This window comes from Alicyclobacillus macrosporangiidus CPP55 (assembly GCF_000702485.1).
In the GTDB taxonomy this organism is placed as follows: domain Bacteria; phylum Bacillota; class Bacilli; order Alicyclobacillales; family Alicyclobacillaceae; genus Alicyclobacillus_H; species Alicyclobacillus_H macrosporangiidus_B.
Map to the genome: position 1 here is coordinate 2,565,320 of NZ_JNIL01000001.1, position 24,385 is coordinate 2,589,704.

Below are 24,385 nucleotides of genomic sequence, written 5' to 3' on the forward strand. Positions count from 1 at the left end.
GAGGATGACCCCCAAACTGCATCTGGATGAGGCGTGGATCGCGCGGGGGCGGGCGGCAGCCGGGCGGATTGCCGACTGGATGGAGGCGTTCACGTCCGCCCGGACGACGGTGGCGGTGGAGCGGACCGTGTTACGCCTGTTCGGCGTGGACGGCGTGAATGCGGAAGGGGTGCCGTTGCCGAACGTGATCGTCGACGCGGTGCAGGCGGCGGGCGGGCTGGCCGGCGGGATCGCGCGGCCGTTCGTGAACGGCATGCTGGTGACGGGGCTGTCTGCGCAACCGTTGGCGGAGGCCGTTGCCGACGGGAGCGTCTGCCTGGACGAGCTGCCGGACGTGGGCGAGGCTGCCGTGCGCGAGGCGGGACTGCGGTGGGCGGAACAAGCGCTCGACCGCATCGACGCCAACCGCAGGCGAAGGGAAGCGTTGCTGGCGCGGCTCGGCGAGGGGCCGGCGCCGCTGCTGTACGTGATCGTCGCCACCGGCAACATCTACGAGGACGTGGTGCAGGCCCGGGCGGCGGCGCGCCAGGGGGCGGACATCATCGCCGTCATTCGGAGCACGGGCCAGAGCCTGCTCGACTACGTGCCGTACGGGGCGACGACGGAAGGGTACGGCGGCACGTACGCGACGCAGGAGAACTTCCGCATCATGCGCGAGGCGCTCGACGAGGTGGGCGAGGAGATCGGCCGCTACATCCGGCTGTGCAACTATTGCTCCGGGCTGTGCATGCCGGAGATCGCCGCGATGGGCGCACTGGAGCGGCTCGACGTGATGCTCAACGACGCCCTCTACGGCATCCTGTTTCGCGACATCAACCCGCAGCGGACGCTGGTCGATCAGATGTTCTCCCGCATGATCAACGCGTACGCGGGCGTCATCATCAACACCGGCGAGGACAACTACCTGACTACCGCGGACGCGGTGCAGGCGGCCCACACGGTGCTCGCGTCCCAGTTCATCAACGAGCAGTTCGCCCTGCGCGCCGGGCTGCGGGAGGAGCAGATGGGGCTGGGGCATGCCTTCGAAATGGACCCGATGCTGGAGGACGGCTTCCTGCTGGAGGTGGCCCAGGCGGAGATGGCGCGGGAGATCTTCCCGCGGGCGCCGCTCAAGTACATGCCGCCCACGAAGCACATGACGGGCAACATCTTCCGCGGCCACGTGCAGGACGCGCTCTTCAACCTGGCGGGGATCCTGACGCAGCAAGGGATTCAGCTGCTCGGCATGATGACGGAGCAGATCCACACGCCGCTTCTCTCCGACCGGCATCTGTCGCTGGAGGCGGCGAAGTACATCTTCCGCAACGCGAGGCACCTGGGGGATGAAGTGGTCTTCCGGCCGGACGGGCGCATCGCCCTGCGCGCCCAGCAGGTGCTGCGTGAGGCGGTGGAGCTGTTGGAGCGCATCGAGCGGATGGGTTTCTTGGAGGCGCTGGCGGAAGGGGTGTTTGCGGACGTCCGGCGCACGCCGACGGGCGGCCGCGGTCTCTCCGGCGTGGTGATGCGCGGGCCGACGTACTTCAACCCGTTCGAGGAGCTGCTGCGGGCGCGGCTGGGGCTGGTGGAGGTGCAGGCGTGATGGCGGATTGGCGCAGCGAGATCGCAAAGGTGGACCTGACGCGGGTACGCCCCTACGGCGACACGATGGACGACGGCAAGGTGCAGCTGAGCTTCTCTCTGCCGGTGCCGGACGGGCCGGAGGCGGTGGAGGCCGCACGTCAGCTGGCGGCCAAAATGGGGTTGGCGGAGCCGGTGGTGGTACACCACGAGGACATCGGCGAGGGGTTCACGTTCCTCATCCTGTACGGTCGCTGCACGCACACGGTGGACTACGCGCACATCCAGGTGCCGAAGGTGGACGCGCCGCGGATGACGTTCGACGAGATCAACCACTTCATCCGCGAGCAAATTGGCCGCAAGATCACGGTCGTCGGCGCCTGCACCGGGACGGATGCGCATACCGTCGGGATCGACGCCATTATGAACATGAAGGGCTACCACGGCGAGTACGGGCTGGAGCGCTACCCGGAGATCCAGGCGTACAACCTGGGCAGCCAGGTGGACAACGAGGACCTGCTGCGAAAAGTCGTCGAGGTTGGGGCGGATGCGATCCTGGTATCGCAGGTGGTGACGCAGAAAGACGTGCACATCCACAACCTGGCGGCGTTGGTGGACCTGTTGGAGGCCGAGGGGCTGCGGGAGCGGGTGGTGCTGGTGTGCGGGGGTCCTCGCATCACGCACGAGCTAGCGCTGGAGCTGGGCTACGACGCGGGCTTCGGCCCGGGCACGCTGGCGCCGGACGTGGCGTCGTTCATCGTGCAGGAGATGGTGCGGCGGGGGTTGGCGTGAGCGTGGCGTGCGGGGCGGGGATTGGCGTGACGCGGGCTGTGTGGGGCGGGGGACCCGCTGGCCAACGCGCGTTCACGGGGTTTTTGCTTCTCGTTCGGGCCTTTATGCCAAAGTTTTCGTTACTGTGCTCTGGAACCCGAATCATAAACACAAAAATGCGAGTATCGGCACGCCCGCTGGATTGAATAACGTCAGATACTGATTTAATCCGAGGCGGGGACGAACTACAATGACCAACTGAATGCAAAACCGTCAGTAACTTGTCACTGGGTGCGATCGTTACGTGCAAATCGGTCGCAATCTATGCGCGTCGGCGATGAGTTGAGCACAAAACGTATGTTAACCGTCGTCCGCCACCCGCCGACCGCCTCAGGGGAAGCGGCGATGCGGCTTTCCACGCTTGCACGTCCCTGCCGAGCGCTCGATCCATTGGATGAACGCTACTAAGCCTGCTAAAATAAGACGGCGCGTGTCTCCGGCAATCCGGTGACCACAGATTGCGTGCAAAGGAGGAAGGGGTTCGGACACGAGCCGAGACCCCGAATACGTGCTTCGTCTGGATGTGCTCAAGACCATCATCGAGCGGGCTTTGCGCGATCACCCCGAACCATTCACCCAAGACGGCGCCCGTTTCACCTGGACAGGATCGACCCGGGTCGTGAGCAAGGCGACGGAACGCCGGTACGAACCCGTCGTCACCATCACCATGGAAACGCAGCCCCGTTTGGCAGCGCAGGTGGCCGCCTGCGTGTGCAGGCCAGGGGTGCGTTTAGCGGATCTTCAGATCGCCGCGTTGGTCGACACCCGTTTGCGCGGGCACATTCATGTCACCGGTCTGCCGCGCGGTGACGAGGAACACGATCTCATGAAATTCCTGAAAAAGACGGAGGAAGGCGTGGCCTCCTCCGCGGGTTGATCGAACCAAGTCCTCGCCGGGGAACCCGCGGCACGGATGTCCGTCGCACCGTGATGTACGGTGCGGCGACACCAGCAACGGTCGGCACTCAGTTCTCGGGGGGCGAATCGACCTGCTGCGCGAACCCCAAGGGATGGAGGTTCGCGCAGTCCATGAAACCCGCGTCCTGTATGCACTTCCGCCGCCTTGCAGACTAAAATGGAAGCACCGGAAAACGTGGATGCTATGGCTGTTATACCTGGTTCACGCAAAAATGTGTCAAGTCCACGCCGCTGTATGGCTGATTTACCACTGCCACCTTGCATGACGAAGGTGCCGCCACAATTTCGAGTCTATCTGGCCGGCGCGGAATCTGTGTTGCACCACACGCCAAATTGTCTATCGAATTATGGAGCCCGTGCGTGTATTGCTGCTCTGCTGTGTTCGCCATTCGACGCGCGAAGCTCTATCATCTTTCCCGGCAGGGGGATACCCAAACGCCTCAGAACCTCGGACACGAAATGAGACGATCGATGACGAACCACACCAAATCGTCTTCCGGCAGCCAGTCACGTAGGTATGTTACTGCACAACGACGAAGGCAGTTGCAACATGGCGCGCACCCAGGATGGCCGTTGGCGTGTTGACGAGGCGACCGTTGTAAACCATCGTCGCTGACATGCCCCCATCCAGGTTGGCCGCGGTGACGGCGCCATAACGAAGCATCAAGTCCTGAATATCCTTGAAGGTGGCACCAAGGTGCGGAAGCCAACGGCCGTCGGTCACAACAAAGATAATCGTACCATCGGCTGTTTGGCCAATCGCTGTACGCGATGCCCGGCCGTAATCCGTGGGCGCGACGCCCTTTCCGTTCTGCACCAAAATTGGGCCGTAGGTCACAGCCTGTTCAACTTGCATAGATTTCAGTTGGTCTTTCGTATACGTCCCACAAACTAACTGTCCTTTTGCAGTGATACCGATCACAGGTGCTTTCGGGTCAAACGTCACGAACTTGCCGTCCGTGATCACCGTGCCGAGTGGTATCCCACCCGTTCCGTGCCATTCTGTATCTGAGAAGGCACCTCCATTCACCCCGGCAATGCCGTGCGCATCCTGGACCATCTGCTCAACCGTCTCACCGACAGAGTAGATGTGCTTAGTCACTGCAACCTTGACACTCTTCGGATTGGACACGAGCATAATGTTCGCGGTGAACATGTTCGTCGAATAAGTGTCGAATTTGATGGTAGTGTGTGAAATGCTGCTGTAGTCTCGATTCGCCTGCGTGGAGGGGACGTTTTTCGATAAAATCCACCCCTGGCTGTGTTTCTGGATTTCAGCATTAGACAGTGTATAAAGAGACAACGGCCGCAGTAGATAGGCGTGTCTCGTAATCGCCAGCGAATCAATGAGGTAGGACCGCAATGCCGTAAACGGCCCGTGAAATATGAGTAGGGAGGAGGACACACATATATACACCATCGCCGACGTAAGATAAGTACATACTCTCAGCAGAAGTCGACGTTTAGGCAACCCAAACACACCTCGAATTCCGAAGGTTTTTTACGTCGTTTGTGTTGCTACGTAAATGGAACGTCCGGATTCGTATTGGTCGGGCGTCAGACCAACAATGATGTTGACGAATTAACTACTGGTCATTGGCACTAGATGTTGTAACAGTTCTTGCGGTCTTGTCCCGCTCCTCGTAGATTTTCGTGATGGTCTATTTCTTCTATTTACGCAGTCATGGACGATTCTTCCTGATTTTGCTCAGGGTGTACACATTGGTGTAATGACGGTCATCCGGCTCCGCGTGCCTACGCTGCTGCAGAGAATAATGCTTCAACGAGTTGGCCCGCCAAACGCTGCCTCGCTGTCACACTCCATCGGCCACCGTCTTGGTGTACAGGAAAGACGGTACTCTCCGGGATTGATCGAAACCATGCGTTCAATCCGCTCTACCCAGCCTATGAAGAATCAGTTCAGCAAACACTGGAGCAGCTGCTACGATAGACTGGGATACTCGTTCGGTCCACTGAAAAATCTCCGTCCAAAACGACGATTGGAGAAAGATTTCGAGGTGTACCGCTTCAATCCTTCTAAAAATAGATATTACTCTATCACTCAAAAACCAGGCGCAGAATCCAAGAAACACCCGCGTTTGGCGGGCATTTGCGTCTCTTAACTTCACGAAGCCCCTTGGTGCTTATGGTCCACCATCATACCGTAGTAACCGTTTTTGTTTGTCCTAATATCCGAACCGTTATCCGATCCCCTGGTTTTGGAATTTCGCGCAGTATAACAGGATCCACACTCACACGGAACCCGGGATAGACTTCGGCTTCAATCAGCCCATTGCGAATAAAGGGTCCATGAGGAGGTCGTTCGCCCACCGTGATCCGCAGCCTTGGCCTGCGGCCCCATTGAAGCGTGCATCAGTACAGGTGTTCCTGGATGTTGTAAAACGTCACCTTCGCCGGTTTCACGAAGGACAGCGTCCGCATCCACCGATTTAACTCCGCTTTCAGCTCGTCTCGGGTCATCGACGCAGAGCCCGCCGCCAGCAGGCGTTCCCGGTAGGCCGGATGCGGCGGATCGACGAAGGGAGACAGGTACACCACGTCGCCCTCCGTGAGCGGCAGGGCCGCCAGTGTCTCGGCGGTGTGCTCCAGATGCTGCTCTGCAAACCGGCGGCCGCCGGCGCCCACCAACAGAATCACTCCCACGCGCATGCCGGCCTCTTTGCACCGCTCGATCACGCGGATCGCCTCCGCCGCCTTGCCCGGCTTATCCAAGAAGGCCCGCAGCTCGTCGTCCCCGGATTCCAGCCCGATGTACACCGTCGACAGCCCTGCCCGGCGCACCACGGCCAGTTCTTCGACGTCCTTGGTGTCCGAATGAAAGGTGTCCATGAACGTCGACCATTCCCCGGCCTCTCCGACGAAGTCGTCCAGATGTGCCCGAATCTGCTCTATCCCCGACAGAATTCTCCGCGTGGGGATCACCAGCGCGTTTCCGTCGCCCAAGAAAACCCCCGTGCGGTCGATCAGGCGTTCGCCGAAGAACGCGCGGATCCCGCGTAGATGCAGGTCCAACTCCTCCTGGTTTTTGATATGAAACGGTCGATCCCGGTAGAAGTCGCAGAACAAGCACCGGTTGTAAGAACATCCCTCCGCGATCTGCACCACGACGGTCCGATACGCGTCCGGTGGCAGGATGCTGACTGGCCGGTACACCGCCCGAAAGCGCGGCCCGTCCTCCGCCAGCCGATCCCATGTCCACGAGGCCAGCCTCTCTTGCCAACGCGATCGCGTCGGCTCCAACTCGTTCGCCAGCGCCCTTCGGGCGTTTTCGTACGCGGCCTCCACCGTGGACTGCGCTTCCGTCTCAGTGAGCCTCCGGTACTGGCGGTCCACCGGATGCGCGGATGGGTGCGCATCCACCCGCACGAACCGATGGTCCAGACCACGCCGAATCACGGTTTTGCCGTCCGACAACCACAGGAAGCGCCCCGTCCGATCGAACACCGTGACGCTCGATCCCGCCGTCACACGCAGGCCATGCCGGGATTCTTGGGCTCTTGGTCTTGCCAATTCGGGCATGGTACGCACCCCTTCCCGTCTTCACTTCCAGAATACCACAGCTTGAAATGGGGCTTGATGGAACGGCACAAGCCTTCTATCGTTAGGAGCAGGTGCTTCGCTCCCGGCCGGATCGGGATTGGGCTGGGAGCACCGCGCCGGGCGTTTGGGCTGGGAGCGGGCGGAGAGCCGGATCGATCACACGGAACGGAGCGATGGGCGCGTATGTGGACGGGATGGATGACGGTCGTGGGCGGGATCGGACTGGTGGCGCTGAATCTCGGGTTGTCCGTGTGGATTGCCCGGCACACGCGGCGTTTGTTCCGGCGTCTGGGGTCTGCCGAGCAGGCGTTGTACCGGCACCGGCTGCTGTCGCAGTACGTGTTCGGCGTCGTCATGCTGGCGACGTGCATCGCCGCGCCGCTGTCGATGGTTCGCTATCTGCGGCCGCTTGGCCATGCGGGCGGCGCCATCGCGGTGGTGTTGCCGGCCCTCGTTGTGGTTGGATTGACGCTGGCGCACCAGGCCATCCAACACCCGGTGCTGCGCGAGATCCGGCAGACAGCCGAGACGCGCAGAGAGCAGGCGGGGCAGGCGCTGCGCTGGCTGGCGCTGATCCTGGTGCCGGTGGTGTTGTGGAACCTGGCCGTGGTGTGGATTCCCGATTCCATTCAGAACGCGCTCGACAACAATCGCCTGATGAGCCTGTTGCTGCCGTTGGTGTTCGTGACGGTGCTGAACCTGTTGCTTCCGTTGTTCCTCAGGTGGACGCTGCGTGCCCGCCCGATGCCTGCCTCGGCGCTGCGCGACGCGCTGGAGGCATTCGCCCTCCGGGCGGGCCTGGGCAAGGTCGGACTGTATGTCTGGTCCTCCCGCAGGGGACGCCAGGCCAACGCCCTGGTGTCGGGTTACCTTCACAAGCACATCTACCTGGCCGACTACCTGCTGGATCACCTGACCCAGGAGGAGGTGGAGGCCGTCATCGCCCACGAAATTGGGCACGTGAAGCGTCATCACCTGTGGATTCGCCTGTTGCTCGTGGTGGGCTGGGTGCCGCTGGTGGAAGCAATCGGATGGCTTGGGGACACCTACGCGCCGGACGCACCCGACTGGGCTGCGGTGGGGGTCCTCTTGCTCTTGTTTTTCGCCTACTTCGGGTTCACCGTCCGCTACGTCAGCCGGGTTCAGGAGCGGCAGGCGGACGCGTACGTGCTGCAGTTGGGCATTCCTGCGCCTGTGTTCATCTCCGCGCTGCTCAAGCTCGCCCGGCTCAACCAGGCGACTGTACGCCTGCACCGCTGGGACGAGCGGCTGCAGACGCATCCTTCGTTTGCGCGCCGCATCGAGTGGATCGCGCAGCGGGCGCAGCTGCCAAGCCAGATGGTGGACGACATGAGGGCGACGATTTTGCACTGAAGCGGCGGTACGGAAGATCAGGAAAAACCAGATATGGTTGACCGGGAGGCCCACATGGTAGAATGAATGCATCACGGGATGCCGGAGTCTCTCGCACTGGTTCTTTGTGAAGTTCATCGTACCGACCGGTCGGTAGAGACTGTCGTGTCACCGGCTTTCGTGTGGCGGGATTTCCGCGGGTCGGTGGATTTGGGAGGGGAGACGCACAGTGTCGACCACTGGGTATATCGTGCAGGGTGTGGTGTTCATCCTGGTATTCGGCACCGCGCTCTACTTGTTCGGCAAGGCCATCTGGGATCGCTACCGGTTTTTGCGGTTGGGCGCAAAGGATGAATCCCGCACCAATGATCCGGGGCGGCGGTTCGCCGGGTTTCTCGAATTCGTGCTCGCCCAGCGAAAGGTGTTGGCCGAACCGTCGGGCATTGCGCACTTCTTCATCTTCTGGGGCTTTCTCGTCCTCGTCTTCGGCGATCTCGATTTCATCGTCTTTCACCTGACCCGTTGGCATCTGCCTTGGGCCACATCGCCCGTGTACCTGTTCATCCAGGAGATGTTCTCCGCCTTCGTGCTCGTCGCCGTCGTGCTCGGCCTCATCCGCCGCTACGCCATGCGCCCGATGCGCGTCGAGGCCTCTTTCGAGGCGGGGCTCATCCTGAGCCTCATCGGCACCATCGTCATCACGTACTACGTGGCGACGGCCGCGGACCTCGTCCTGGACGGCGTCTCGCCTGGCTGGTGGTCGCCCGTCGTCAACGCCATCGCCGGCGGCCTGACCGGGCTGTCCCAGGGCGCCCTGATCGCCATCGCCGAGGTGTGCTTCTGGATCCACATCCTGTGCATCTCGACGTTCCTGTACTTCATCCCGCGGTCGAAGCACCTGCACATGATCGGCGCCATGTTCAACTGGTACTTCCGCAAGCTCGATCCCCCGGGCAAACTCCGCAAACTCGACCTGGAGGACGAGAGCGTCGAGGAGTTCGGCGTGGGCCGCATCGAGCAGTTCACCTGGAAGCAGCTGCTCGACGGGTACGCCTGCACCGAGTGCGGCCGCTGCCACGTCTCCTGCCCGGCCACCCTGTCCGGGAAGCCGCTGTCGCCGAAGTACCTGATCATCAAGATGAAGGAGTCCCTGGTCGCCCAGGGTCCCGGTATGTTGGCGCAGATGGCCGCGGGCGCAGAGAACGTGCAGTCCGAGTCGCTGTTCGTGAACACCTTCAGCGAAGAGGAGATCTGGGCTTGCACCACCTGCCGCGCCTGCGAAGAAGCGTGCCCGGTGGCCAACGAGCACGTGCAGGCCATCGTCGACATGCGGCGCTATCTCGTGCTGACGGAAGGCAAGGCATCGCCTGAAGTCAACAAGGTCTTTGCCAACCTGGAGCGCCAGTCCAACGAGTGGGGCATCAACCGGCGCGAGCGCGCAGCGTGGGCGAAGGACCTGCCGGTCAAGACGATGGCGGAGGTGGACGGTCAAGCCGAGTACCTGTACTTCGTCGGCACCGCAGCTTCCTTCGATCAGCGCAACCAGAAGATCGCTCAGGCCTTCGCGAAGATTCTGCTGGCCGCCGGTGTCGACTTCGCCATCCTCGGCCAAGAGGAGGAGAGCGACGGCGACTCCGCCCGCCGCCTGGGCAACGAGTTTCTGTATCAGGAGTTCGTCCAGCGCAACATCGAGATCTTCAAGACGTACGGCGTCAAGAAGATCATCACCACCGATCCGCACGCGTACAACACGTTCAAGAACGAGTATCCCGACTTCGGATTCGAGGCGGAGGTGTACCACGCCACCGAATTCGCCGCCAAGCTGTTGGAGGAAGGGCGGATCAAGCCGGTCAAGCGGATCGACAAGACCATCACCTACCACGACTCGTGCTACCTCGGCCGCTACAACGGCATCTACGACGCGCCGCGGTACATCCTCCAATCCATCCCCGGCGTGAAACTCGTGGAGATGGAACGCAATCGCAACAAGGCGATGTGCTGCGGGGCAGGCGGTGGCGGGATGTTCAAGGAGGAGACCGGAACGCGCATCAACGTCATGCGCGCGAAGCAGGCCCTCGACACCGGGGCGGACATCGTCGGCACCGCTTGTCCGTACTGCATGACCATGTTGATCGACGGCACCAAGGCCAACGGGGCCGAGGACCGAATGCAGACGTTCGACGTACTGGAGCTGTTGGCAGAATCATTGGCCGTGTGAGTCGCGCAAGCGGCCGCACAAGATCCAGGGGCGGGGCTTTTCGGCCGCCGCCCATCCCCCTCGGGGAGGAGGAATGGACGATGGCAAGGTCGGCCATTGTAAGCGCTATCCGAACCCCGTTTGGACGGTTTCAGGGCGTCCTGGCACCCAAGCGGGCCGTGGAGCTGGGCGGCATCGCCATCCGGGCGGCGATGGAGCGTGCACAGGTGGACCCCGGCGAGATCGACCACGTCCTGATGGGCATGGTCCTGCAGGGCGGCGCGGGCCAGATCCCGTCGCGGCAGGCGGCCCGCTTGGCCGGGCTGCCCTGGGAGACGCCGTCGATCACGGTGAACAAGGTGTGCGCCTCGGGCCTTCGCGCGGTCACCCTGGCTGACGCACTGATCCGGGCCGGGGATATCCGTGCTGCCGTCGCAGGCGGCATGGAGAGTATGTCGAACGCACCCTACGCGCTCCCGGGCGCGCGCAAGGGATTGCGGATGGGGGACGGTGTGGTCGTCGATCTGATGACGCACGACGGGTTGACCTGCGCGTTCCACCAGGTGCATATGGCGGCCCTCGGCAGCCGGGTGGCGAAGGAGTACGGCATCTCCCGCGAGGCGCAGGATGCGTGGGCGTTGCGCAGCCACCAGCGAGCGGTGGCGGCCATCCAGGCCGGGCGGCTGGCGGAGGAGATCGTCCCGGTGACCGTCGAGGATCGCAAGGGAACGTACGTGGTGCGCGACGATGAGGCGCCCCGGCCCGACACCTCGCTCGAGAAGCTGGCGGCGCTGCCGCCCGTGTTCGATCCCGACGGCACCATCACAGCCGGCAACGCCCCGGGCGTCAACGACGGGGCCGCGGCGCTGGTGTTGATGTCGGAAGACTACGCCCGGGAGACGGGCCGGAGGCCCCTGGCGTACCTCCTCGGCTATGCGGAGGTGGCGGCCGAGGCGGCGTACATCGCGACCACCCCCGGACTCGCGATTCAAAAACTTTTGCACAAAACCGGCTATCGTCTGAAGGACATCGATCTGTTCGAAGTGAACGAGGCCTTCGCGGCGGTCGTCCTGACCTCGGGGCAGATGGTCGGTTGGGACGAGAGCAAGGTGAACGTCAATGGTGGAGCCATCGCCCTGGGGCACCCCATCGGGGCGAGTGGGGCGAGAATTCTCACCACGCTGATTTACGAGCTGCGCCGCCGGGGCGGCGGCCTCGGCATCGCGGCCATCTGCAGCGGCGCGGCCCAGGGGGACGCCGTGTTGGTGGAGGTGCCGGGCTGATCGATTCAGTCTGTGCGGCCCGCGCCGTGGTCGGCAGGACATGCGCAAGAGGAGGAGACGGCTGGCATGGACATTCGCAAGGTGCTCGTGGCGGGCGCTGGCCAGATGGGCAGCGGGATCGCCCAGGTGGCGGCGCAGGCGGGCCTGGAGGTCCTCTTGTATGACATCGCGGAGACCTTCACCGAACGGGGTCTCTCGGGCATCCGGAAGAACCTGGCCCGCAGCGTGGAGAAGGGCCGGCTGACACAAGCGGAGATGGACGAGGCGCTGGAGCGGATCCGGACGTCCACAGACTTGGCCCAGGCCGCCGAGTGCGACATGGCGATTGAGGCGGTCACCGAAAACCTGCAGGTCAAACTGGAACTGTTCCGCCGGTTGGACGAGATCCTGCCGGCTCACGCCATCCTCGCGAGCAACACCTCATCGCTGCCCATCACGCAGCTTGCGGCCGTGACGGGGCGGCCGGAGCAGGTCATCGGCATGCACTTCATGAACCCGGTTCCGGTGATGAAGCTGGTCGAAGTCATCCGCGGTCTCGCCACGGCGGACCCCGTGTACGAGACGGTCAAGGCGCTGGCGGAGCGGATGGGCAAGACGACGGTCGAGGTGCGGGATTTCCCGGGCTTTGTGTCCAACCGCGTCCTGATGCCGATGATCAACGAGGCCATCTACTGCGTGTACGAAGGAGTGGCGTCCGTTGAAGACGTCGACCAGGTGATGAAACTGGGCATGAATCACCCGATGGGGCCGCTGACCCTGGCCGATTTCATCGGGCTCGACACCTGTCTGGCCATCCTCGAGGTCCTCTATGAGGGCTTCGGCGATCCGAAGTACCGGCCTTGCCCGCTCTTGCGCCAATACGTTCAGGCAGGCTGGCTCGGCAAAAAGACCGGGCGCGGATTCTACCAATACACGTGAGTACACCGGCGGGGCGTCCATCCCGGACACCCTCCCTTCTGGGATTCATCCGGAGCGAAGCAGACATCGAAGAAAGGGGGCGAATTCGTGGATTTCACGCTCACCGCCGAGCAGTCGCAGATGCGGCAGCTGGTGCGTTCATTTGCGCGCGACGTCATCGCCCCGAGGGCATCGGAGATCGACCGGACCGACCAGTTCCCGCGCGATCTCATTCGGCAAATGGGGGAACTCGGCCTGATGGGCCTGCCCATCCCGGAGGTGTACGGCGGGGTGGGAGCCGATTACCTGTCGTACATCCTCGCCATCGAGGAGATCTCGTACGTCTCCGCTTCCGTCGGGGTCATCCTGGCGGTGCACACGTCCGTCGGGACGTTCCCCATCCTGTATTTCGGGACAGAAGCGCAGCGCCAACGCTATCTGCCGAAACTGGCGAGCGGAGAATGGGTGGCGGCTTTTGCGCTGACGGAGCCGGACGCCGGATCGGACGCGGCGGCCATCCGGACGCGCGCCGTGCGGGACGGGGACGACTACGTCATCAATGGCAACAAGGTGTTCATCACCAACGCGAGCGATGCCGACCTGTTCTGCGTGTTCGCCGTCACCGACACGCGCCGGGGCAGCCGGGGGCTGACCGCTTTTCTTGTGGAGCGCGGGACGCCGGGGCTCGTCATCGGGCGGAAGTTGGAGAAGATGGGGCTCAACGGGTCGGGCACCTGCGAGCTGGTGTTCGAGGACATGCGCGTCCCCGCGGAGAACCGGCTGGGTCAGGAGGGCGAAGGGTTCTCCATCGCCATGCGCCTGCTCGACGGCGGGCGCATCGGCATCGCCGCCCAGGGGCTCGGCATCGCCCGGGCCGCGTTCGACGCGGCGCACGCCTATGTGCGGCGGCGCCGGCAGTTCGGCCAGGAGGTCTTCCAATTTCAGGGTGTGCAGTTCATGCTCGCCGACATGGCGACGAAGATTGAGGCGGCCCGCTGGCTGGTCTACCACGCGGCGCAGATGCGCCAGGACGGGCAACCGTGCACGCGCGAGGCGTCGATGGCGAAGCTGTTCGCCACCGACACCGCCATGCAGGTGACCACCGACGCGGTGCAGCTGTTCGGCGGCTACGGCTATGTCAAGGAGTATCCGGTCGAGCGCTACATGCGGGACGCCAAGGTCACCCAGATCTACGAGGGGACGAACCAGATTCAGCGGGTGGTCATCGCGCGTCATCTGCCGCGTGGATAACGAGGGGGGACATCCATGGACTTTGTGTTGGACAAGGAGCACGAACAGCTGCGCGCCCTGGTGCGCGAGTTCGCGGAGCGGGAGCTGGCGCCGGGGGCCGCGGAGCGGGACGAGGAGGAGCGGTTCGATCGCGCGCTGTTCGACAAGATGGCCGAACTCGGCCTGACGGGCATCCCCTGGCCGGAAGAATACGGCGGCGCGGGGATGGACTATCTGGCCTACGTGATCGCCGTGGAGGAGCTCTCCCGGGTGGACGCGTCCATGGGGGTGTGCTTGTCCGCGCACACCAGCCTGGCCGGCTGGCCCATCTACAAGTTTGGCACCGAGGAACAGAAACAGAAGTACCTGCGCCCGATGGCCGAGGGTCGCTGGCTCGGCGCCTACGGCCTGACCGAGCCCGGTTCTGGGTCGGACGCGGCCGGGATGCGCACAACGGCCCGCCGCGAGGGCGACCACTACGTCCTCAACGGGAGCAAGGTGTTCATCACCAACGGCGGCCCCGCCGAGGTGTACGTGGTGTTCGCTCTGACGGACCCTGAGAAACGGGCGCGCGGCGTCACCGCCTTCATCGTGGAGAAGGGGATGCCCGGGTTTTCCATCGGCAAGAAGGAGAAGAAGATGGGCATCCGCGCGTCGACGACGGTGGAGTTGGTGTTCGACAACTGCCGCGTCCCGGTGGAAAACCGCTTGGGCGACGAGGGATTCGGGTTTAAAATTGCCATGATGACCCTCGACGGCGGACGCAACGGCATCGCCGCGCAGGCGGTGGGCATCGCGCAGGGGGCGTTCGATCACGCTCGCGACTACGCCCTCTCCCGCCGCCAGTTCGGCAAGCCCATCGCCGACCTGCAGGCCATCCAGTTTAAGCTGGCGGACATGGCCACGCAGATAGAGGCGGCGCGGCTGTTGACGTACAAGGCTGCCTGGCTGGAGTCTCAGGGACTGCCCTACGGCCAGGCGTCGGCGATGAGCAAGGTGTTCGCGTCCGACACCGCCATGCGGGTGACGACGGAGGCGGTGCAGATCTTCGGCGGCTACGGCTACATCCGCGAGTATCCGGTCGAGCGGTACATGCGTGACGCGAAGATCACGCAGATCTACGAGGGGACCAACGAGATCCAACGGCTCGTGATCGCCCGCGGCATCCTGCAGGCGCAGCAGTGACGGCATGCGGGACCGCCGCGGCCGGCGGGGTGCGTACAGGTGTCCGGCCGTTGGGGCAGAGGGGGAAGCGTGTGCATCCGTTGGCGGAACGGCTGGTCCGCGGCGACGTCCGGGCCTTGGCGCGCGCCTTGACCGTGCTGGAGAACGACGCCGAGGACAAGCGGGAGTTGTTGCAGAGCCTGTACCCGTACGCGGGGCGGGCGCACGTGGTCGGGTTCACCGGATCGCCGGGAGCCGGTAAGAGCACGTTGGTGGACAGCGTGATCGCCCATGTGCGCGGTTTGGGCCTGCGGGTCGGCGTGTTGGCGGTGGACCCGTCGAGCCCCTTCAGCGGCGGGGCGCTGCTCGGGGATCGCGTGCGCATGCTGCGGCACAGCGGGGACCCGGGCGTGTACATCCGAAGTATGGGCAGCCGTGGGAGCCTCGGCGGACTGGCGAAGTCGACCGGAGAGATGATGTACGCTCTGGAGGCGTACGGCTGTGATGTGGTATTATTAGAGACTGTTGGCGTGGGGCAGGCGGAACTCGACGTGATGTCCGTGGCGGACACGGTGGTGCTGGTCCTGACACCGGGTGCAGGGGACCAGGTGCAGACCGCCAAGGCGGGCATCATGGAGATCGCCGACGTGTTCGTCGTCAACAAGAGCGATCTGCCGGGTGCCGAGTTGGTGGTCCGGGAGATCTGGATGATGCTGCACGACAAGCGAGCGTTTCGAGAAGACTGGCGCCCGCCGGTGGTCAAGGCGAGCGCTGCGCGGGGCGAGGGGCTCGCCGAGGTGTGGGAAGCGGTCACCGCCCACCGAGCGCACATTCAGGCGCACGGGCACTGGGAGACACGCCGGCGCCGCCGGCATGAGCGGGAGACCCTGCGGTTGGTGGAAGCTGCCGTGAGGGAGCAGCTCCTGAGGCGCGCCCGACAGGATCCGGAGTGGAGGGCCGTGCTCGCTGACCACCGGGGGTTCGATCCGTATCAGGCGGCGGACCGCCTCTTGGCTCGATTGCCTCGCCTTGACATGTGACTCGGCCCGCAGGTTGTGATATAATCCTCGTATTTGTAACGGACGGCAATGATGTAAGCCACATCGCTTGGTCAGGTTCCGGCCGCTGAGCGGGCGGTCTGAGAAGTGGCACCGTGCCGGTCGAAGGGGGAATATCGCCAGATGGCGGTCACCATTGCGAAGACGCCGGAGGAGATCCGCGAGCTCCCGTTGGTAGAGTTGGCGTGGGAGATCCTGCGCACCACCCGGGAACCGTACTATTTTCGCGATCTCATGAAGGAGATCCAGGAACTGCGGGGCATGTCGGACGACGAGGTCATGGACGTCATCGCCCGGCTGTACACCGAGATCAACATCGACGGGCGGTTCGTCTGCATCGGCCGCAATGTCTGGGGACTCAAGCGGTGGTACAGCACGGAAAAGACCGATGAGCGGGGCCAGACCAGCAAGCGGTTCGTCCGCGCCAGCGGCGACGCCTTCTCCGACGACGACGACCTCGACGAATACGAGGAGGATGTCGACGAGGCGGAACTCGATGACATCGTCGAGGAGGACCTCGACGAAGAGACCAAACCCGACGAAGAGTTCGACGGCGATATCAGCGAGGAAGAGGAGGAACTCCCGTTCGTGGACGAGGAGGAACCGGAGGAGGACCTTCTCGGCGACGAACTGGCGGAAGAAGAGGCGGAGGACACGGACGAAGAAGACGAGTATTGAGGTCCGGCCGAACGCCGGTCGCGCATTTTCGCGTTCTGGTGCACCCACCGGAACGCTGTTTTTGTGTGCCATGCTTGGCTTTAGGGGGGACGGCGATGACGAAATTCATCTTTGTCACCGGGGGCGTGGTGTCCGGCCTGGGCAAGGGCATCACCGCGGCGTCCCTGGGACGCCTGTTGAAAGACCGTGGCCTGCGCGTGACCATTCAAAAATTCGATCCGTACATCAACGTGGATCCGGGTACGATGAGCCCGTATCAGCACGGTGAGGTCTTCGTGACAGAGGACGGCGCCGAGACCGACCTCGACCTCGGCCATTATGAGCGTTTTATCGATAATAACCTGACGGCCGCCAACAATGTCACCAGCGGCAAGATCTACTGGTCGGTGATCTCCAAGGAGCGGCGCGGTGACTACCTCGGCGGTACGGTGCAGGTGATCCCGCATATCACCAACGAGATCAAAGACCGTATCCTCCAGGCGGCAACGCCGGAAACGGACGTGGTGATCACGGAGATCGGCGGCACCGTCGGCGACATCGAGAGCCTGCCGTTCCTCGAGGCCATCCGCGAGCTGAAGAGCGACGTCGGGCGGGAAAACGTCCTGTACATTCACGTCACACTCATCCCGTACCTGCGGGCGAGCGGAGAGGTCAAGACCAAACCGACGCAGCACAGCGTCGCCGAGCTGCGCAGCATCGGCATCAGTCCGCACATCATCGTCTGCCGCACCGAGGTACCGTTGACGATGGAGGTCAAGAAGAAGATCGCGCTGTTCTGCGACACGGACGTAGATTCCGTGATTGAGGCGCGAGATGCGGACGTGCTGTACGAGGTACCGCTCTTGCTGCATCAAGAGGGGTTCGACGACACCGTGCTGCGTCACCTGGGCGTAGAGGCGCCGGCACCCGACCTGACGGAGTGGATGGACATGGTCGAGCGCATCAAGGGGCTCCGGGAATCGGTGACCATCGCCATCGTCGGAAAGTACGTGTCGTTGCCCGACGCGTACGCGAGCGTCACCGCGGCCCTCCAGCACGGCGGCTATGAGTCTGGCACACAGGTGGACGTGCGCTGGGTGCTGTCGGAGGACGTCACGGAGGAAAACGTCGCGGAGTTGTTGGCGAACGTCGACGGCATCTTGGTCCCGGGCGGATTCGGGGACCGGGGGATTGAGGGCAAGATCATCGCTGCCAAATACGCCCGCGAGCGGGGCATCCCGTATTTCGGCATCTGCCTCGGCATGCAGGTGGCGGTGGTGGAGTTCGCACGCCACGTGGCCGGGCTGGCGGGGGCGCACAGCAGCGAGATCGATCCGCAGACGCCCCACCCGGTCATCGACCTGATGCCGGACCAGCAGGGGATTGAGCAAAAGGGCGGCACGATGCGCCTGGGCTCGTATCCGTGCGTGCTGAAACCGGATAGCATCTCCGCCCGGGCGTACGACCGGACCGAGGTGCGCGAGCGTCATCGGCACCGGTACGAGTTCAACAACGACTACAGAGCACGCTTGGAAGAGGCGGGCCTGCGCATCGCGGGCACCTCGCCGGACGGCGTCCTGGTGGAGATTGTGGAGATCCCGGACCACCCGTGGTTCGTGGGGGTGCAGTTCCATCCCGAGTTCACCTCCCGGCCCAATCGGGCACAGCCCTTGTTCCGCGAGTTCGTCCGCGCGACATTGAAACACAAACGCGGCTGATGCCATTGCCGAGTCACAAGCAGGATTTTCCCTCTCCTGCGGCGAATTCCTTGCCTGGCACCAGGCATGATCGGACAGCGGGTCGCCGCCGCCCTGGCATCTGTTGCCCGGGCGGCCGGCGGGAGGGGGGACCAGGTTGGCAAAGAAAGTCCTCATCGTCGACGACCAATTCGGCATTCGCGTACTGCTCCAAGAAGTGCTTCTCCAAGAAGGCTACCAGGTGTTCCAAGCGGCCAACGGCCCCGCCGCCTTAGAGATCGTGAAACAGGAATCACCTGACCTCATCTTGCTCGACATGAAGATCCCCGGTATGGACGGATTAGAGATCTTGCGCAACCTGCGCAAGATGGGCGCTGAGACCAAGGTCATCATGATGACCGCCTACGGCGAGCTGGACCTCATTCAGGAGGCGATGGAGATGGGCGCCTTGGCGCATTTCACGAAGCCATTCGACATCGACGAGCTTCGCCAGGCAGTCAACGCTCATCTGATGTGACCGGAGGGATGAGGATGGCGGAGGACGGGGTACGAAGCGATGGCACGGATGGAACGGATACATACGCAGGGGAAGCGATGATCCGCGTGCGGATGAGCCAGCACGACGCCCACTACGGCGGCGACCTGGTGGATGGGGCGCGGATGCTGGCGTTGTTCGGCGACGTGGCGACTGAACTGTTGATTCGGTGCGACGGCGACGAGGGCTTGTTCGCCGGGTACGATCACGTCGCCTTCCGGGCCCCGGTGTACGCCGGCGATTACATTGAGGCGCGCGGCCGCATCACGAAGATCGGCAACACGTCGCGCCGGATGGTGTTTGCAGCGTACAAAGTGATTGCGGCGAGCCGGGATCCGGCTGCACCCTCGAGGGCTCAGGTCCTCGATCCCCCGCTCCTGGTGTGCGAAGCGGAGGGGACCTGCGTGGTGCCGAAGGAGCGCCAGCGCGGGAGGGGTGGCGAATGGAGAAGTTGATCATCACCGCGGCCCTGGTGGGGGCGGAGACCACGCGCGCTCAGCAGCCGAATCTGCCCGTGACGCCGGAGGAGATCGCGGAGGCGGCGCACGCCTGCCGGGAGGCGGGGGCAAGCGTGTGCCACCTGCACGTGCGCACGGACGACGGTATGCCGACGCAGGACCGGGAGCGGTTCCAGGAGACCATCGCCGCCATCCGGCGCCGCTGTGACATCATCATCCAGGTGTCGACGGGCGGTGCGGTCGGCATGACGGCGGACGAGCGGCTGCAGCCCGTGTCGTTGCGTCCGGAGATGGCGACCCTGACCTGCGGCACCGTCAATTTCGGGGACGCGGTGTTTCTCAACGCGCCCGATGACCTCGAGCGATTCGCCCGTGAACTCAAAGCGTACGGGGTGCGGCCGGAGTTTGAGATCTTCGAGGCGGGCATGATCGAAAACGCCCTCTCCCTGTGGCGCAAGGGCTTGGTGGAGCCACCTTTTCACTTCGACTTCGTCCTCGGCGTCCCGGGGGCGATGCCGGCGACGCCGAAACACCTGCTTTTCTTGACCGAGCTGTTGCCGGAAGGCGCCACCTGGTCGGTGGCGGGCATCGGGCGACACCAGCTGCCGATGGCCGCGCTGGCCGTGGTCCTCGGCGGACATGCGCGCGTCGGATTTGAGGATAATATCTTCTATCGCAAAGGGGAGCTGGCGGAGAGCAACGCCCAGCTGGTCGCCCGGGTGGCGCGGATCGCCAGGGAGCTGGACCGGCCCCTGGCCACACCGGACGAGGCCCGCCGCATCCTCGGCATCCCGCGCCAGGCCGGCTGACAGCGGACGGCGCCGGGCGGATGCGGAAGGACCGCCGTCCGGCCCAGGCAGGGCAGGACGCGCCGGATGGCGTCCGGCGGGCGTGCAGCGCGCGTGCGGCGGGTGGCCGCCTGCGGCCGGCGAGAATGGTATGATGACCATGAGGAATCTGGAGGGAGGCATGGCGCCTTGAAGATATTCATCGACACGGCGAACGTGGCGGAGATCCGGAACGCGGCCGAGATGGGGATCCTCAGCGGAGTGACCACCAACCCGTCTCTCGTGGCCAAGGAAGGCCGCGATTTCATCGAGGTGTTGAAGGAGATCACCACCATCGTCGACGGGCCCATCAGCGCCGAGGTGGTCAGCCTCGACGCCGACGGGATGGTCGACGAAGGGCTGCGGTTGGCGGAGATCCACCCGAACATCGTCATCAAGGTGCCGATGACGGCCGAAGGGTTGAAGGCCGTCCACCGGTTCGCGAAAAAAGGGGTCCGCACCAACGTGACCCTGGTGTTCAGCGCCAACCAGGCCCTGTTGGCGGCGCGCGCAGGAGCGTCGTTCGTCAGCCCCTTCATCGGACGGCTGGACGACATCAGCTTTGACGGGCTGACGCTGATCCGCGACATCGCGGAGATCTTTGACATCCATGCCATCGAGACGGAGATCATCGCCGCGAGCATCCGGCATCCCATCCACGTGACGGAGGCGGCCAAGGCGGGGGCGCACATCGCCACCTGTCCGTACGCCGTGATCGACCGGATGATCAAACATCCCCTGACCGACCAGGGGATCGAACGGTTTTTGGCGGATTGGAGTACGGTGGCGAAGAAGTAAGTGATGTGTGGACGCGTCGCTCCACTTCTTGCGCTGAAGCGAGCCGTTCCGCGACGCGTCCACACCATTGAGTAGACGTCATAGAGGTTGGGTGCGTTGCGCGAAGCGTCTCGCGTTAGCGCAAGAAGCGTAGCGCACCGCACCCAACGAGCGACACGCCCACACAATATCACATGAGTCAGGTGAAAGAGATGGACGCGCACGAGATCATCGAGTTTATCCGAACGAGCGAGAAGAGGACCCCGGTCAAGGTGTACTTGAAAGGCGATCTCGACGGCATCGACTTCGGCCCCGGGGCAAAGGTGTTCGCCACGGGCGGCGTGGGGGTCGTGTTCGGCGAGTGGAAGGACATCCAGCCGGTGTTGGAGCAGCACAAGGACAAAATCCAGGACTTTGTCGTCGAGAGCGACCGGCGCAACTCGGCGATCCCGCTGCTCGACACGAAGAACCTCCGCGCCCGCATCGAACCCGGGGCCATCATCCGAGACCGGGTGACCATCGGCGACAACGCGGTGATCATGATGGGCGCCGTGATTAACATCGGCGCCGTGATCGGCGAGGGGACGATGATTGATATGAACGCCGTCGTCGGCGGGCGCGGGACCATCGGGAAGAATTGCCACATCGGGGCGGGCGCCGTGATCGCAGGGGTGGTCGAACCGCCATCGGCCAAGCCGGTCGTCATCGAGGATGACGTACTGGTCGGCGCGAACGCGGTCATCCTGGAGGGCGTGCGGGTCGGACGCGGCTCGGTCGTCGCGGCGGGCGCGGTGGTCATCGAGGATGTGCCTGAGAATGTCGTCGTGGCGGGCGTGCCGGCGCGCGTGATCAAGCAGATCGACGAGAAGACGCAGGCCAAGGTCGAGATCAAGCAGGAGCTGCGCCAGCTGTGACGACGGACCCGAGGTGGGTGGCCATCCGGCGTGCTCTGCACCAGATCCCGGAACCGGGCTTCGAGGAGGTTGAGACGCAGCGGTTCCTGCTCGACCAGATCGCCCGGATGCCGCAGGACCGGCTGGAGGTCGCCACGTGGCGTACCGGGATCCTCGTGCGGGTGCGGGGGACGGGTCGGTCGACGGGATCGACAGTCGGGAGGCCGCGCGTCATCGGCTACCGGGCCGACATGGACGGGCTGCCGATTGAAGAGGAGACGTCGTATCCGTTCCGATCCCGCCACCCGGGCTACATGCACGCCTGCGGTCACGACCTGCACATGACCATCGCCTTGGCGGTGCTCGATCATTTCGCCCGTCACCCGGTCGCGGACGACGTCCTGGTCGTCTTCCAACCGGCGGAGGAAGGCCCTGGCGGCGCACTGCCGATGTTGGAGAGCGAGGCGTTTCGCCGCTGGCGGCCTGACCTGATGCTGGCCCTGCACATCGCGCCCGAGTACCCGGTCGGCACCATCGCCACCAAGCCAGGCATCCTCTTCGCGAATACGTCCGAACTCTTCATCGATCTCATCGGCCAAGGGGGCCACGCCGCCTACCCGCACCGGGCCAACGACATGGTGGTGGCTGGCGCGCATCTGGTGACGCAGCTGCAGAGCATCGTCGCCCGCAATGTCGATCCGCTCGACAGCGCGGTGATCACCATCGGCAAGCTGACGGGCGGCACGAAGCAGAACATCATCGCCGAGCGGGCGCGCCTGGAGGGGACCATTCGCACCCTGTCGCGCGCCTCGATGCAGCGCGTGAAGGCGCGCATCGAGGCGTTGGTGCGCGGGATTGAGGAAGGTTTCGGGTGCCGTGCGGAGATCGACTACGGGGCCAACTACATGCAGGTGTACAATCACGAGGATTTGACGCGGGAGTTCATGGCCTTCGTACGCGAACGGCAGGCGGCCGAGCTGGTGGAGTGCCGCGAGGCGATGACGGGCGAGGACTTCGGCTATTTCCTCGCCGAGATCCCCGGCTTCATGTTTTGGCTCGGTGTCGACACGCCCTACGGGCTGCACCACGCCAAGCTCGAGCCGAACGAAGACGCCATCGGCGTCGCCGTGCGCGTGGTCACGGAATACATCACGTGGAAGGCGGAGCGATAGGAGGGCCTGGTTAGGGCCTCCGTCGCGATCGCCTCGAGACAAGTCAGGGGGCCGAGACACGGCCCCCGTGGACGGTTTGGTTGAGGCGTTTGTGCTGCCCCTCGTTCACCCACGCCCTTCCAGTGCGTGCACGAACCGCTCCATTCGGTCCATGCCTTCCTTCAGGTCCTCCCGGCTGCACGCATACGAGATGCGCACATACCCTTCGCCAAAGCGGGAGAAGGCGTCCCCCGGGACGACCGCGACCCGCTGCTCCTCCAACAGCCGTGTCGCGAATTCCAGGGAGGTCAGCCCAAACCGGCGGATCGACGGGAAGATGTAGAAGGCTCCCTGGGGCCGCGTCACCTCCAGTCCCATGGCGACGAGGCGGTCGTACACGTAGTCGCGCCGCCAGCGGTACTCTTCGCGCATCGGGCGGGCGTCGTCGGCCCCTTGCGTCAGGGCCTCGACGGCGGCGTATTGGCTGATGGAGGTGGCGCACATGGCGCTGTACTGCAGGACCTTGACCATGTGGCGCGTGATATTGGCCGGGGCGAACAACAGCCCGATGCGCCAACCGGTCATCGAGTGGGACTTGGAGAGGCCGTTCACGACGATGGTCTTCTCCCGCATCCCCGGGAACTGGGCGATAGAGACGTGCTGCCCGTCGAACAGCAGCTCGCTGTAGATCTCGTCCGAGAGCACGACCAGGTCCCGCGGGCGCAGGAGCTCGGCGAGCTCGCCCAGCTCGTCGCGCGTCAGGACGCAACCGGTCGGGTTGGACGGATAGGGCAGGATCACGCAGCGCGTGCGCGGGGTGAGATACGGTTCGAGCAGGCGCGCCGTCAGCTTGAAACCATTGCGCGTGGTGTCCGCGAACAGGACTTTTCCGCCGCAGATGCGCGCGACCGGATCGTACCCAGGATAGACCGGGCCGGGCAGGACCACCTCGGCGCCTTCCGTCAGGAGCGTGCGCAGCGCGATGTCGATGGCGTGGCTGGCCCCGACGGTGACCAGCACTTCGTCGTCCGGGTTGTAGTGCAGATCGTACCGGTCGGCCATGAAGCGGGCCGCGGCCTGGCGCAGGGCCGGGATGCCCGGGTTCGGCGTGTAGCTGGTGTGGTTAGCCTGGATGGCCGAGATGGCGGCCTCTTTGATATGTTCCGGCGTGGGAAAGTCCGGCTGTCCGATGGTCAGCGAGATGGCGCCTGGGTATTGGCTCACCAGATTGTAGAACCGGCGGATGCCGGAGATTTGGATGTTCTTCACGCGTGGGTTCAACAGGTGTTCCATGCTCTACTTTCGCCTGCTTTCCGGAGAGGTGTTCCAGTCCATTATACC

At 64.0% G+C, this 24,385-nt stretch carries 21 protein-coding genes; 18 read left to right on the forward strand and 3 right to left on the reverse strand.

Annotated features, from left to right (window positions below; translation table 11 throughout):
* Nucleotides 1–4 precede the first annotated feature (4 nt).
* The 3 genes from N687_RS0112865 to N687_RS0112875 all read left to right on the forward strand — a co-directional run bounded on the left by N687_RS0112865 (nucleotide 5) and on the right by N687_RS0112875 (nucleotide 3,265).
* A complete protein-coding gene (locus N687_RS0112865; protein ID WP_029422231.1) occupies nucleotides 5–1,579 on the forward strand; it encodes a lysine 5,6-aminomutase subunit alpha in 1,575 nt (524 codons plus the stop codon).
* Nucleotides 1,579–2,349, forward strand: coding sequence for an OAM dimerization domain-containing protein (locus N687_RS0112870; protein ID WP_029422232.1), 771 nt, complete (start codon nucleotides 1,579–1,581; stop codon nucleotides 2,347–2,349). The genes N687_RS0112865 and N687_RS0112870 overlap by 1 nt, the downstream gene beginning before the upstream one ends.
* A gap of 547 nt (nucleotides 2,350–2,896) precedes the next feature.
* Nucleotides 2,897–3,265 (forward strand): hypothetical protein, encoded by a 369-nt coding sequence (locus N687_RS0112875; protein WP_029422233.1) that lies wholly within the window; start codon nucleotides 2,897–2,899, stop codon nucleotides 3,263–3,265.
* Nucleotides 3,266–3,826: 561 nt separating this feature from the next.
* Here N687_RS0112875 and N687_RS0112880 read toward each other — a convergent pair.
* Both N687_RS0112880 and N687_RS0112885 read right to left on the reverse strand, forming a co-directional pair.
* The gene (locus tag N687_RS0112880) at nucleotides 3,827–4,711 is read right to left on the reverse strand and encodes a phosphodiester glycosidase family protein (RefSeq protein WP_051663222.1); all 885 of its coding nucleotides are present in this window, start codon (nucleotides 4,709–4,711) and stop codon (nucleotides 3,827–3,829) included.
* A gap of 968 nt (nucleotides 4,712–5,679) precedes the next feature.
* Entirely contained in the window at nucleotides 5,680–6,846 is a 1,167-nt protein-coding gene (locus tag N687_RS0112885) for a radical SAM protein (RefSeq protein ID WP_051663223.1), read from the reverse strand.
* Between the two features lie 204 nt (nucleotides 6,847–7,050).
* Between N687_RS0112885 and N687_RS24460 the strand changes: the two genes are divergently transcribed.
* From N687_RS24460 to N687_RS0112960, 15 genes are all read left to right on the forward strand, one after another.
* Complete coding sequence (locus tag N687_RS24460) at nucleotides 7,051–8,241, forward strand: M48 family metallopeptidase (RefSeq protein WP_029422236.1); 1,191 nt, start codon at nucleotides 7,051–7,053, stop codon at nucleotides 8,239–8,241.
* A 208-nt stretch (nucleotides 8,242–8,449) separates the two neighbouring features.
* Nucleotides 8,450–10,438, forward strand: coding sequence for a (Fe-S)-binding protein (locus N687_RS0112895; protein WP_231493473.1), 1,989 nt, complete (start codon nucleotides 8,450–8,452; stop codon nucleotides 10,436–10,438).
* Between the two features lie 80 nt (nucleotides 10,439–10,518).
* Nucleotides 10,519–11,700, forward strand: a complete 1,182-nt coding sequence (locus N687_RS0112900) for an acetyl-CoA C-acetyltransferase (RefSeq protein ID WP_029422238.1) — start codon at nucleotides 10,519–10,521, stop codon at nucleotides 11,698–11,700.
* A 66-nt stretch (nucleotides 11,701–11,766) separates the two neighbouring features.
* Nucleotides 11,767–12,618, forward strand: coding sequence for a 3-hydroxybutyryl-CoA dehydrogenase (locus N687_RS0112905; protein WP_029422239.1), 852 nt, complete (start codon nucleotides 11,767–11,769; stop codon nucleotides 12,616–12,618).
* 87 nt (nucleotides 12,619–12,705) lie between these two features.
* Nucleotides 12,706–13,848, forward strand: coding sequence for an acyl-CoA dehydrogenase (locus N687_RS0112910; protein WP_029422240.1), 1,143 nt, complete (start codon nucleotides 12,706–12,708; stop codon nucleotides 13,846–13,848).
* A gap of 15 nt (nucleotides 13,849–13,863) precedes the next feature.
* Complete coding sequence (locus tag N687_RS0112915) at nucleotides 13,864–15,012, forward strand: acyl-CoA dehydrogenase (RefSeq protein ID WP_029422241.1); 1,149 nt, start codon at nucleotides 13,864–13,866, stop codon at nucleotides 15,010–15,012.
* A 71-nt stretch (nucleotides 15,013–15,083) separates the two neighbouring features.
* Nucleotides 15,084–16,031, forward strand: coding sequence for a methylmalonyl Co-A mutase-associated GTPase MeaB (gene meaB / locus N687_RS0112920; protein WP_029422242.1), 948 nt, complete (start codon nucleotides 15,084–15,086; stop codon nucleotides 16,029–16,031).
* A gap of 141 nt (nucleotides 16,032–16,172) precedes the next feature.
* Nucleotides 16,173–16,727: a DNA-directed RNA polymerase subunit delta gene (rpoE, locus tag N687_RS0112925; protein WP_029422243.1), complete on the forward strand. Its 555-nt coding sequence runs from the start codon at nucleotides 16,173–16,175 to the stop codon at nucleotides 16,725–16,727.
* A gap of 95 nt (nucleotides 16,728–16,822) precedes the next feature.
* Nucleotides 16,823–18,424 (forward strand): CTP synthase, encoded by a 1,602-nt coding sequence (locus tag N687_RS0112930; RefSeq protein WP_029422244.1) that lies wholly within the window; start codon nucleotides 16,823–16,825, stop codon nucleotides 18,422–18,424.
* A gap of 136 nt (nucleotides 18,425–18,560) precedes the next feature.
* Nucleotides 18,561–18,920: a response regulator gene (locus N687_RS0112935; protein WP_029422245.1), complete on the forward strand. Its 360-nt coding sequence runs from the start codon at nucleotides 18,561–18,563 to the stop codon at nucleotides 18,918–18,920.
* A 14-nt stretch (nucleotides 18,921–18,934) separates the two neighbouring features.
* Entirely contained in the window at nucleotides 18,935–19,393 is a 459-nt protein-coding gene (locus N687_RS0112940; RefSeq protein WP_081841374.1) for a hotdog domain-containing protein, read from the forward strand.
* Nucleotides 19,381–20,205 carry a 3-keto-5-aminohexanoate cleavage protein gene (locus tag N687_RS0112945; protein ID WP_029422247.1) on the forward strand — a complete coding sequence of 275 codons (825 nt, stop codon included), beginning with the start codon at nucleotides 19,381–19,383 and terminating at the stop codon, nucleotides 20,203–20,205. Before N687_RS0112940 ends, N687_RS0112945 begins: the two co-directional genes overlap by 13 nt.
* Nucleotides 20,206–20,373: 168 nt before the next feature.
* Nucleotides 20,374–21,021, forward strand: coding sequence for a fructose-6-phosphate aldolase (gene fsa, locus N687_RS0112950; RefSeq protein WP_029422248.1), 648 nt, complete (start codon nucleotides 20,374–20,376; stop codon nucleotides 21,019–21,021).
* A gap of 191 nt (nucleotides 21,022–21,212) precedes the next feature.
* Nucleotides 21,213–21,914, forward strand: coding sequence for a 2,3,4,5-tetrahydropyridine-2,6-dicarboxylate N-acetyltransferase (dapD, locus tag N687_RS0112955; protein WP_029422249.1), 702 nt, complete (start codon nucleotides 21,213–21,215; stop codon nucleotides 21,912–21,914).
* Complete coding sequence (locus tag N687_RS0112960; protein WP_029422250.1) at nucleotides 21,911–23,065, forward strand: N-acetyldiaminopimelate deacetylase; 1,155 nt, start codon at nucleotides 21,911–21,913, stop codon at nucleotides 23,063–23,065. Before dapD ends, N687_RS0112960 begins: the two co-directional genes overlap by 4 nt.
* Nucleotides 23,066–23,170: 105 nt before the next feature.
* Here the strand turns inward: N687_RS0112960 and N687_RS0112965 are convergent, their stop codons facing one another.
* Nucleotides 23,171–24,337: an aminotransferase A gene (locus N687_RS0112965; protein WP_029422251.1), complete on the reverse strand. Its 1,167-nt coding sequence runs from the start codon at nucleotides 24,335–24,337 to the stop codon at nucleotides 23,171–23,173.
* Nucleotides 24,338–24,385 lie beyond the last annotated feature (48 nt).

Coding starts and splice junctions, on each gene's coding strand:
- N687_RS0112865 (WP_029422231.1), top strand. CDS start 5: ATGACCCCCAAACTGCATCTGGATGAGGCGTGGATCGCGCGGGGGCGG.
- N687_RS0112870 (WP_029422232.1), top strand. CDS start 1,579: ATGGCGGATTGGCGCAGCGAGATCGCAAAGGTGGACCTGACGCGGGTA.
- N687_RS0112885 (WP_051663223.1), bottom strand. CDS start 6,846: ATGCCCGAATTGGCAAGACCAAGAGCCCAAGAATCCCGGCATGGCCTG.
- N687_RS24460 (WP_029422236.1), top strand. CDS start 7,051: ATGTGGACGGGATGGATGACGGTCGTGGGCGGGATCGGACTGGTGGCG.
- N687_RS0112900 (WP_029422238.1), top strand. CDS start 10,519: ATGGCAAGGTCGGCCATTGTAAGCGCTATCCGAACCCCGTTTGGACGG.
- N687_RS0112905 (WP_029422239.1), top strand. CDS start 11,767: ATGGACATTCGCAAGGTGCTCGTGGCGGGCGCTGGCCAGATGGGCAGC.
- N687_RS0112915 (WP_029422241.1), top strand. CDS start 13,864: ATGGACTTTGTGTTGGACAAGGAGCACGAACAGCTGCGCGCCCTGGTG.
- rpoE (WP_029422243.1), top strand. CDS start 16,173: ATGGCGGTCACCATTGCGAAGACGCCGGAGGAGATCCGCGAGCTCCCG.
- N687_RS0112930 (WP_029422244.1), top strand. CDS start 16,823: ATGACGAAATTCATCTTTGTCACCGGGGGCGTGGTGTCCGGCCTGGGC.
- N687_RS0112940 (WP_081841374.1), top strand. CDS start 18,935: ATGGCGGAGGACGGGGTACGAAGCGATGGCACGGATGGAACGGATACA.
- N687_RS0112945 (WP_029422247.1), top strand. CDS start 19,381: ATGGAGAAGTTGATCATCACCGCGGCCCTGGTGGGGGCGGAGACCACG.
- dapD (WP_029422249.1), top strand. CDS start 21,213: ATGGACGCGCACGAGATCATCGAGTTTATCCGAACGAGCGAGAAGAGG.
- N687_RS0112965 (WP_029422251.1), bottom strand. CDS start 24,337: ATGGAACACCTGTTGAACCCACGCGTGAAGAACATCCAAATCTCCGGC.